Below are 7,886 nucleotides of genomic sequence, written 5' to 3' on the forward strand. Positions count from 1 at the left end.
GATGCCGTCAACTGCTGCAACGGCTGTCTGGCAAAGAGAGACGCTTTCAAGCTTGGGTGAACCACAGTATCGCTAAGCGCATCGTTAAAGCAGCTCAATCTCTTTCTGCCTGCATTGCAATTGAGGACTTAAGCGGCATTCGAGAACGCACCAATCAACACCCCCGCAGTCGTGAGGAGCGGCGGCGTAGCAATAGCTGGGCGTTCTACCAGCTGCGGCGGTTTATCGAATACAAGGCTGTGAGGGCGGGTGTAAAAGTGGTAGCTGTCCCTGCGGCCTATACCTCGCAGATCTGCCACAAGTGCCTGCATATTCATCCCGACTCCGCTCAATCCTATCGCAAGGGTAAGCAGTTCAAATGCGGGCACTGCGGTTGGGAAGGGGATGCGGATTTTAACGGTGCGAAGGTGATTGCGCTTTTGGGGGCTGTCGTAAACCAGCCTAGAGGTTCGGGCCTGTTTTGTTCTCTGGTGGAGCAGAGCAGGCTCAGGGCTACTGAAAGCCCGCTCCGTACCGCTTTAGCGGTCGGAGTCGGGTAGTTTACAGATCAGAGCTTTGCGGGATACTGCCATTCTGTTTGGCAACGAGCAGGATGCAATCGCTGCAGCCCTGGGCAACAGTGTATGGCTTCGCCATGCAAGCCATAGCCATTCCAAACTGGATTGAGACACTCCCCAAGCGTTCCGCGCTGCTTCCGCGACCACTCCCAGGGGAAGAGGGAAGTTAGGAAGCGATGCAACTTAAAGCTGTTCGTCAGCTGCTGCTGGAGAGGCTGCTGGGGCCGGCCATAATGGGAAAACGCCATCCTGGCTGTGGCGGAATCCTTTGCGAGAGCTTGCCTGCATCCATGCTGGAACACGACATTGTCATCATCGGGGGAGGGCTGGCCGGTTGCCGAGCGGCTTTGGAGGTTATGCGACGGGATCCCAGCCTCGACCTGGCCTTGGTGTCCAAAACCCATCCCATTCGCAGCCACTCGGTAGCAGCCCAAGGGGGCATTGCCGCCGCCTTACAAAATGTTGATCCGCAAGATTCCTGGGAGGCTCATGCCTTCGATACCGTCAAGGGATCCGACTACCTAGCGGATCAAGATGCGGTGGAGATTCTAGCCCGGGAAGCCCCTGAGGTGATCATTGACCTGGAACACCTAGGGGTCTTGTTCTCCCGCCTGCCGGATGGCCGCATTGCCCAGCGGGCCTTTGGGGGACACAGCCACCCGCGCACCTGCTATGCCGCCGACAAAACTGGGCAAGCCATTTTACACGAGTTGGTGAGCAACCTCAAGCGTTTTGGGGTCAAGCTCTACAGCGAATGGTATGTGCTGGATCTGATCCTGGAGGACAACCAAGCCCAGGGCGTGGTGATGTTGGAGCAGGCCAGCGGGCGACTGGAGGTGGTGCGGGCCAAGGCGGTTATGTTGGCTACAGGCGGCTATGGGCGCATCTACAACTCCACTTCCAACGACTTTGCTTCCACCGGCGATGGCATGGCAATGGTGGCGCGGGCCGGCCTGCCTCTGCAGGATATGGAGTTTGTGCAGTTTCATCCCACGGGCCTGTATCCGGTGGGGGTGTTGATCTCAGAGGCAGTGCGTGGAGAGGGGGCCTATCTGATCAATGGGAAGGGGGAGCGCTTCATGGCCGCCTATGCCCCCAGCCAGATGGAATTGGCCCCACGGGACATCACCTCGCGGGCGATTGTTACGGAGGTGCGGGCCGGGCGCGGTATTGACGGCAAAGATTTTGTCTACTTAGACCTGCGGCATCTGGGGGCAGAAAAGATCCACACTCGGCTGCCCTTCTGTTGGGAGGAGGCCCATCGCCACTTGGGCATCGATGCGGTTGTCGATCCCATTCCAGTGCGACCGACGGTGCACTACTGCATGGGCGGGATCCCGGTGACGGTGGAGGGGCAGGTACTGCGGGATGCCCAAACCCGTGTGGAAGGGCTGTTCGCTGCCGGTGAAACGGCCTGTGTTTCGGTGCATGGGGCTAATCGGCTGGGCAGCAACTCTCTCCTGGAGTGCGTTGTTTTCGGGCGGCGCACAGGGGCAGCCATGGTAGAAGCCGTCAGAGGTCGAGCCTTGCCGAAAGTGGACGAGGGATCCCTACTCAAACAGGCCGCCAGCCGGATTGCCGGGCTCCTGGAACGATCAGGGAAGAGCCGCATTGATCAGGTGCGGCGGCAATTTCAAGATTGCATGACCGAGCATTGCGGCGTCTACCGCACCGAATCGGTTCTCCAAGAGGGGATCCAAAAATGGCAGCAGATCCGCCAGCGTTACGAGCAGGATTTGCGCTTGGACGATCGGGGCAAGGTGTGGAACACCGAGCTGATCGAAGCGCTGGAGCTGGACAACCTCATGACGGTGGGGGCCTTGATCCTCGCCAGCGCCCTGGAACGGCGGGAAAGCCGTGGCTCCCACGCGCGGGAAGATTACCCCCAACGGGACGATCAACGGTTTTTACAACACACCTTGGCTGCCTTTCGCGAGGGATCCCCTCAGATCAGCTATCGCCCCGTGGTGATCACCCGGTTTCCCCCTCAGGAGCGAAAATACTAACTTTCCAGAGGCCTCCCAGGCCGATTAGGATTGCTCTATCGTTCCCGTTAGCAGGATGGAGCCCCTTTCAAAATTATCCAATATCTAGGGATTCCATCTTCGCCAGCTTGAAATCTCGTCTACTGCCGGAGGGCCAGCCATGCAAGAAACCCTGGAGAAAGCAGCCGTCGCCCTGCAAGCGGAGCTGAATCTGGAGCCTTTTTGGATGCCCTTTACGGCCAATCGGCAATTTAAAGCCAACCCGCGCCTGTTGGTTGCCGCCCGAGACATGTACTACACCAGCCACGATGGCCGCCAAATCCTAGATGGGACTGCCGGGCTGTGGTGTGTGAATGCCGGCCACTGTCGTCCCCCGATTGTGGAAGCAATCCAACAGCAGGTGGCCCAACTGGACTACGCCCCAGCTTTTCAAATGGGCCATCCCAAAGCCTTTCAACTGGCAGAGCAGCTCATCCAGCTCACTCCTGCCGGACTGGATCACGTTTTTTTCACCAACTCTGGCTCTGAGGCGGTGGATACGGCCCTGAAAATGGCCATCGCCTACCATCGCTTACGCGGACAGGGATCCCGGCAGCGGCTGATTGGCCGGGAACGGGGCTACCACGGCGTTGGCTTTGGGGGCATCTCGGTCGGGGGCATCTCCAACAACCGCAAGTTTTTTGGCAGCCTCATTCCCGGCGTAGACCACCTACCCCACACCCACAACCTGGAGCAAAACGCCTTTAGCCGCGGCCTGCCTCGCTGGGGATCCCACTTGGCAGAAGACTTGGAGCGGATCGTCGCTCTCCACGATGCCAGCACGATTGCAGCGGTGATCGTAGAGCCGGTTGCCGGTTCAACGGGGGTGTTGCTGCCGCCGGTGGGCTATTTGGAAAAGCTGCGGGCCATTTGCGACAAATACGGCATTCTGCTCATCTTTGATGAGGTGATCACCGGCTTTGGGCGTCTGGGATCCCCTTTTGCGGCCAACTATTTCGGAGTGGTGCCGGATCTGATTTGCTGTGCCAAGGGCCTCACCAATGGCACCATCCCAATGGGCGCGGTGATCGTCAAGCAAGAGATCTACACCGCCTTCATGGAGGCTGCCGGTTCCGTTGATGACCTGCACCGTCCAGAGGACAACAGCAGGACACTCTCCTGGAGCCCCATCGAGTTTTTCCACGGCTACACCTACTCCGGCCACCCGGTTGCCAGTGCCGCCGGCTTGGCCACCCTGAACCTGTATCGAGAAGAAGGCCTGTTCGAGCGGGCTGCCAGCCTTGCCCCCCTCTGGGAAGAGGCTCTCCATTCCCTGCGCGGCTTGCCTCATGTCATCGATGTACGCAACCTCGGCTTGGTGGGGGCAATTGAATTGGAAGGGATCCCTGGCCGACCGACAGCGCGGGCTTTTGAAGCTTTTTTGCGCTGCTACGAACGTGGGGTATTGATTCGCACTACAGGTGATACCATCGCCCTTTCCCCGCCTTTGATCATCGAGGAAGCCCATATTGAACACCTGATCGCCACCCTGAAGCGAGTTCTTCAAGAGCTACCTTAGTCCTGAATCGACAAGAGAGACTGCCTGAGGGAGTTAGAAGCTTCTGGGGCTGGGCGTCGGCGAAGGACTGGGACGGGGAGAGGGACTGGGGCTAGGCGAAGGGGATACCGAGGGAAAGGGATTGGGGGTGCCGGTCGGCGTTGGCGAGGGGGAGGGACTGGGCGCAGGCAACACCCGTAAAGGAGCTTTGGCCGAAGCAATTCGGCCCTGGGTATCCGCCACCATTGCCGTCACCTCATAATCCCCGGTGGGAGCAGAAGTGGGAATGGTGATGGGGATGGTGCCAATGCAGGCTCTGCTGTTGGGCTGACAGCCGACGGCAGCGGCAGTGAAATCAAAGGTGAGGGTGAGGGGGCTTTGTCGGATTTCCACCCGGAAGCTGATGCCGGCCCCCAAACCTGCAGGAGTCGTCACGGCCACCAGCACGTTGAAGGGTACCGTCTGTCGCGCGTCCGTCAGGGCCACCACGGCAATCGAAGGCGGCTCTGCTGCAAAGGAAGCAGTGGGAGAGGGGCTGGGAGTGGGGAAAGGATTCAAGAGGGGAGTGGGGGTCGGGGTAGGCAGAGGGGTGGGCGGCGGCGTAGGGACAGGACTGGGGATGAGGAAAGGAGTGGGCGTTGGAGCCACCACCGCTATCGGCGTGATGGTAACCGCAGGCTGTTCGCCGGCATCTTCTTGGCAAGCCACAAGTGACAACGACAGAAGAGCGGCTACACTGGCCCTTATTACAGAGGAGGCTGCTAACGTCCAGCTCTGACGGAACCTATGGGGCTGCTGTCTCATGGGGTTTGACTCCTCACAACACAAAGCTTTGGGATCCTGCCGGTTCTAGGAGAGCCGAGCCTTGGTGGTGTCCAACTCAAAAACTCGGCCAACCTGCTTCCTCAGCCGCAAAAGCAGGAGCGTCTCACACGCTGCTAACACTATAGATAGAGTCTTAACTTTTTGCAAACCCCATCTGTGGAATCTCCTTCGGGAGTGAAGCTAGACAGAGGGGAATGACCTGGGCCGAGTTAGACTGGTAAGCGTGACAGCAAGACGAGGATCCATGGCAGCAAGGGCGGGAGCAGAACCATCTTCTGGCTGTGGAGAAGCAGAGGGGCAGACTGCCGTTGGCGTTGATGCCCTGTACCCCTCAGAAAACATCAGCGGGGCGGGGCATGCCCGGGAAGAGCTGCAAGAGGCTTGCGGGGTCTTTGGCATCCTGGCTCCAGGAGAGGAGGTGGCCAAGCTGGCCTACTTTGGCCTATTTGCCTTGCAGCATCGCGGCCAAGAATCGGCAGGGATCGCCACTTTTGAGGGATCCTTTTGCCGGGTTCACAAGGCGATGGGCTTGGTCTCCCAGGTCTTCGATGAAGTGAACTTGGCCCAACTGACCGGGGATCTGGCGGTTGGTCACACCCGCTACTCCACCACTGGATCCAGCCGCGTGGCCAATGCTCAGCCGGTGATCGTGGAGACTCGCCTGGGGCCGCTGGCTCTGGCCCACAACGGCAATTTAGTCAATGCGGAAGAGCTGCGGAAGGAACTGGAGGCCGCCGACCGGCACCTAACCAGCAGCACCGACTCCGAGTGTATTGCCCACGCCATTGCCCAGGCGGTGAACCAAGGTCAAGATTGGATCGCGGCCACTTGCCAAGCTTTGCGCCGCTGTCAGGGGGCTTTTAGTCTGGTGATCGGCACGCCAGAGGGCCTGATCGGGGCACGGGATCCCTATGGGGTGCGTCCGCTGGTGTTGGGGCTTTTGAGCAGCAACCCCGCTCTGGATGAGCTGCTGCAGTCAGAGATGCTGGAGATCATCTGCAGCGACGGCACCCTCAGCCACCCCGAGGCCGAGCCGCTGCATTACGTATTGGCTTCAGAAACCTGTGCTTTGGATATCATTGGGGCCGACCCTCTGCGGCAGGTGGAGCCGGGAGAGTTGGTGTGGATCAGCCATCAGGGGCTGCAATCGGTGCGTTGGGCGGAGGCCACCCCCAAGTTGTGCATCTTCGAGATGATCTACTTCGCCCGCCCAGACAGTTGGATGCACGGGGAAAGCCTCTACTCCTACCGGGTGCGGCTGGGAGAACAACTGGCCAAGGAGGCTCCGGCAGAGGCCGACTGGGTGATCTCCGTTCCCGATTCCGGCACGCCGGCGGCCATTGGCTATGCTCGCCAGTCGGGGATCCCTTACACCGAAGGGCTGATCAAAAATCGCTACGTGGGCCGCACCTTTATTCAGCCCACCCAATCCATGCGGGAGCGGGGCATTCGCATGAAGCTCAACCCCCTGGAGGACGTGCTGCGGGGGAAGCGGATTGTTATTGTGGACGACTCAATTGTGCGGGGCACCACCAGCCAGAAAATCGTCAAGGCCCTGCGCCAGGCGGGGGCTACCCAGGTCCACATGCGCATTTCCAGCCCCCCGGTCACCCATCCCTGCTTCTACGGCATCGATACCGATAGCCAGGATCAGTTGATTGCTGCCCAGCATTCCGTAGAGGAAATCGCCGAGAAGATTGGAGTGGATTCTTTGGCCTACCTGAGCTGGGAAGGCATGCTGGCTGCCACGGGCCGGGATCCCAACTCGTTCTGCTCCGCTTGCTTTACCGGCCACTACCCCATCCCCATCCCAGAAGGGCTGAAGCGCTCCAAGCTGGCCCTGGAACTGGTGGCTACTAGCAAGAGCCGCTAGGCTGCTCAGGGATCCCCGCTAGACTGAGAAGAAGAATTGCTTGGGGCAAGCCATGACTTTTCGCCTACGCCAATTGGGGGATCCCATCCTGACGCAAGTGGCCGAGCCGGTGACGGAGTTCAAAACGCCGGCCTTGCAGGATCTTATAGAAGGCATGCTGGCTACCCTGAAAGAGGCGCAGGGGGTGGGCTTGGCTGCTCCTCAGGTGGGATCCCTCCTCCAAGTGCTGATCGTGGCCTCTCGTCCCAATCCCCGCTACCCGGAAGCGCCGCAAATGCAGCCTCTGGTGATGGTTAACCCCCGTCTGCTGGCTTGCAGTTCTGAACAGGTGCTGGGTTGGGAAGGCTGCTTGAGTGTGCCCAATTGCCGTGGTCTGGTGGCCCGCGCCCGCGAAGTGGAGGTGGAGTATTACACTCCAGAAGGCGTTCAGCAAAGGGTGGTCTGGCAGGATTTTCCGGCGCGGATCTTTCAGCACGAATACGATCACCTGATGGGTCGGGTGTTCCTGCAGCGGCAGCCTCGGCAACTGCTTACCGAAGCCCAGTACCAAGCCCAGATTTTGGGTCAGCCCGCCTGAGGGATCCCACCATGCCCTACATGGTTATCTACGACGGCCTCTGCAACCTCTGTGCCACCGGCGTTCAGCTCTTGGAGCAACTGGATCGCGGACGGCAGTTTTGCTATGCTCCCATGCAAGATGCTTCTACCCTGGCCCAATGGGGGATCCCACCGGAGCAGGTGGAGCTGGGGATGATTCTCATCGATCTGGAGCACCCAGAGCGCCGCTGGCAGGGATCCGCTGCCATTGAACAAATTGCCGCCCTTTTGCCGAGCGGGGAGGTGTGGCTGGCTCTGTACCGCAACTTTCCTGGCTTGAAGGTTCTGGGGGATCGAGGCTACGAACAGATCCGGGATCACCGCTACGAGTGGTTTGGCCGCCGTAACACCCCATACCTATGCGCCCTTCTGGCGGCAGGGCATAGGGATCCGCAGCAGAAGGTTAATGCCTGTGCACTCCAAGTCCTCCATGACCACCGTCGCTGTGCTTTTTTGAGCGCCCTTTGGGTATACTTGAGACTAGACTCAAGGTTTGCCTTTGAGTTTCCCTG

At 59.6% G+C, this 7,886-nt stretch carries 7 protein-coding genes; 6 read left to right on the forward strand and 1 reads right to left on the reverse strand.

All coding sequences use genetic code 11. The features are described 5' to 3' along the window. From NW828_RS12005 to NW828_RS12015, 3 genes are all read left to right on the forward strand, one after another. Nucleotides 1-539: RNA-guided endonuclease InsQ/TnpB family protein (locus tag NW828_RS12005; RefSeq protein WP_414384119.1), on the forward strand; the 539-nt coding region annotated here is incomplete at its 5' end. A 308-nt stretch (nucleotides 540-847) separates the two neighbouring features. Further along, the gene (locus tag NW828_RS12010) at nucleotides 848-2,563 is read left to right on the forward strand and encodes a succinate dehydrogenase/fumarate reductase flavoprotein subunit (protein WP_414384131.1); all 1,716 of its coding nucleotides are present in this window, start codon (nucleotides 848-850) and stop codon (nucleotides 2,561-2,563) included. A 139-nt stretch (nucleotides 2,564-2,702) separates the two neighbouring features. Next, nucleotides 2,703-4,100 carry an aspartate aminotransferase family protein gene (locus tag NW828_RS12015; RefSeq protein WP_414384121.1) on the forward strand — a complete coding sequence of 466 codons (1,398 nt, stop codon included), beginning with the start codon at nucleotides 2,703-2,705 and terminating at the stop codon, nucleotides 4,098-4,100. Between the two features lie 33 nt (nucleotides 4,101-4,133). Here NW828_RS12015 and NW828_RS12020 read toward each other — a convergent pair whose 3' ends face one another. Beyond that, on the reverse strand, nucleotides 4,134-4,796 hold the full coding sequence (locus NW828_RS12020; protein ID WP_414384122.1) for a hypothetical protein: 663 nt from the start codon (nucleotides 4,794-4,796) through the stop codon (nucleotides 4,134-4,136). A gap of 352 nt (nucleotides 4,797-5,148) precedes the next feature. On the opposite strand from NW828_RS12020, the gene purF reads away from it, so the two are divergent. From purF to NW828_RS12035, 3 genes are all read left to right on the forward strand, one after another. Then, nucleotides 5,149-6,777 (forward strand): amidophosphoribosyltransferase, encoded by a 1,629-nt coding sequence (gene purF, locus NW828_RS12025; protein WP_414384124.1) that lies wholly within the window; start codon nucleotides 5,149-5,151, stop codon nucleotides 6,775-6,777. A gap of 52 nt (nucleotides 6,778-6,829) precedes the next feature. Next, complete coding sequence (def, locus tag NW828_RS12030; RefSeq protein WP_011433713.1) at nucleotides 6,830-7,354, forward strand: peptide deformylase; 525 nt, start codon at nucleotides 6,830-6,832, stop codon at nucleotides 7,352-7,354. 11 nt (nucleotides 7,355-7,365) lie between these two features. After that, nucleotides 7,366-7,886: thiol-disulfide oxidoreductase DCC family protein (locus NW828_RS12035; protein ID WP_414384126.1), on the forward strand; the 521-nt coding region annotated here is incomplete at its 3' end.

Origin of the sequence: Synechococcus sp. W55.2, assembly GCF_047461635.1 — a bacterium.
Lineage (GTDB): Bacteria > Cyanobacteriota > Cyanobacteriia > Thermostichales > Thermostichaceae > Thermostichus.